Source organism: Variovorax sp. 01T439_2 (assembly GCF_056398445.1).
Map to the genome: position 1 here is coordinate 1 of NZ_JBFTPJ010000884.1, position 2,476 is coordinate 2,476.

Annotated in this window: 2 protein-coding genes; both read left to right on the forward strand. The window is 70.2% G+C overall.

Going from position 1 to position 2,476, the window contains the following annotated elements; all coding sequences use genetic code 11:
- The first annotated feature begins 305 nt into the window (after positions 1–305).
- On the forward strand, positions 306–1,382 hold the full coding sequence (locus AC1DOC_RS29250) for an AraC family transcriptional regulator (protein WP_027729943.1): 1,077 nt from the start codon (positions 306–308) through the stop codon (positions 1,380–1,382).
- Positions 1,383–1,447: 65 nt separating this feature from the next.
- The coding region (locus AC1DOC_RS29255; protein WP_478131076.1) for a protein adenylyltransferase SelO at positions 1,448–2,476 on the forward strand (1,029 nt) is incomplete at its 3' end.

The window sequence follows — 2,476 nt, forward strand, 5'->3', positions numbered from 1 at the left end:
GAACGAGAACGACCCGCCCGAGGAGCCGCCGCCGCAGGCCGCGAGGGCCAGGCAGGCCGCCGCGGCCAGTGCCCGCGCCGCCGCAGCCGTGGCCGTTGCCGCCATGCCCTGGATTTCTGGCCGGGCGCGTAGCGCTGCTGTCAGTGCCTTGTCCATTATTTGTCTCCACACCGGGTTAATCGGAATTCCTGCCTGCGCGTCCGGTGGCCATACTCCGGCCCGCCGAACCCCTCAAAAATTCTAGGAACGCACGCCGTTTCCGCCGCTATCGCAAGCGCGCCAATTCAATGACTTCAGGAGCCTCCATGCCGCATGCCCAGCGCCGGCCGCAACGCCGGTCCGGCTGCGCGCAGCAGCCCGAGCTGCGGACCAGTTCGGCCGCCTGGCTCGAAGGCGTGCTCTCGATGTTCGAGGCCGAAGGAATCGACGTGCCCTCGCTGCTGCGCGACGCGGGCTTCGACCCCGATTCGCTGCATCGGCAGAACACCCGCATTCCGGTGGACGAGATCTCGGTGCTCTGGCAACTGGCGGTGGCTCGCGCCGGCAAGCCCACGCTGGGCCTCGCGCGCGACCTGGCCGCCACGCACAGCAAGCTGGGCACGGTCGGCCACGCCATGGCCTGCAGCGCCGACCTGGGCGCGGCGCTCGCGCGGCTCACGCGCTACATGGCGGTCATCTCCGACGCGACCGCCTTCTCGCTGCAGCGCGAGGCGCGCGGCTGCTGGATGGCGATGGAGCACACCGGCGGCAGCCTGCCGATTCCGCGCCAGCGCGTCGAATATGCCCTGCTGACCGTCTTCATGCAGTGCCAGTGGCTCACGCGGCGCGAGCTGCAGCCGCTGGCGCTCGAATTCGTCTATCCGCCGCCCGCCGACGACCGGCTGCACCGCGAGGCCTTCGGCTGCGCAATCCGCTACAACGCGCCGGCCAACCGGTTGCTGCTGTCGGCGGCCGACATGGCGATGCCGCTGCCCACCCACCACCCCACGTTGGGCGAGATGCAGGAGCACCTGCTGGACGACCAGCTGAACCTGCTGGGCCAGACCACCACCAGCACCCTGGTGTGCGCCGAGATCGCGCGCCGGCTGCCGCAAGGCGAACCGCGCCGGCAGGACGTGGCCGCGGGCCTCGGCCTTGCGGAGCGCACGCTGCAGCGGCGGCTGCAGCAGGAGTCGGTGTCGTTCCAGTCGCTGCTCGACCGCACCCGCCGCGAGCTGGCGCAGCAGTACCTGGCGGAAGACCGCCACACGCTCACCGACGTGGCCGACATGCTCGGCTTCGTCGACAGCAGCAACTTCTTCCGGGCCTGCAAGCGCTGGTTCGGGCTGCCGCCCGCCCAATACAGGGCGCGCATCTGGGACACGCCGGCGCTCGCCCACTGAAGGGGCCTCGACCTTCCGATGGCCCGCATCGCCAGGGGTCTCGCGCTCTGCCGGACAATCCGGGCATGAGCTTGCTTGCTGAAGACACGGCCGCCGCGGACCTGGGATTGCGCTGGAAACCCGGATTCCGGGCGCTGGGCCCCGCCTTTCTCACCGAACTGCGGCCGACACCCCTGCCCGATCCCCCCTACTGGGTGGGCCACAGCGAGGCGGCGGCCCGCCTGCTCGGCCTGCCGGCCGATTGGCGGCAATCGGAGGGCACGCTGGCGGCACTGACCGGCAACCTGCCCGTCGCCGGAACGCAGCCCTTCGCCACCGTGTACAGCGGCCATCAGTTCGGCGTCTGGGCCGGCCAGCTCGGCGACGGCCGCGCCATCATGCTCGGCGAAACCGAGGGCGGCCTCGAGGTGCAGCTCAAGGGCGCGGGCCGCACGCCCTACTCGCGCGGCGCCGACGGCCGCGCCGTGCTGCGCTCCAGCATCCGCGAATTCCTTTGCAGCGAGGCCATGCACGGCCTGGGCATCCCAACCACCCGCGCGCTCTGCGTCACGGGCTCCGACGCACGCGTGTACCGCGAAATGCCCGAAACCGCCGCCGTCGTGACCCGCGTGGCGCCCAGCTTCATCCGCTTCGGCCACTTCGAGCACTTCTCGGCCAACCAGCGCGATGCCGAGCTGCGCGCGCTGGCCGACTACGTCATCGACCGCTACTACCCGGACTGCCGCGCCACCGAGCGCTTCAACGGCAATGCCTACGCGGCCTTCCTGGAAGCCGTGAGCGAGCGCACCGCCGCCCTGCTCGCGCAATGGCAGGCCGTGGGCTTTTGCCACGGCGTGATGAACACCGACAACATGAGCATCCTCGGGCTCACCATCGACTACGGGCCGTTCCAGTTCCTGGACGGCTTCGATCCGCGCCACATCTGCAACCACAGCGACACCAGCGGCCGCTATGCCTTCAACCAGCAGCCCAACGTAGCCTACTGGAACCTGTTCTGCCTGGCGCAGGCGCTGTTGCCGCTGATCGGCGACCAGGAAATCGCCGTCGCCGCGCTGGAGTCCTACAAGACGGTGTTCCCGCGCGAATTCGAGGGC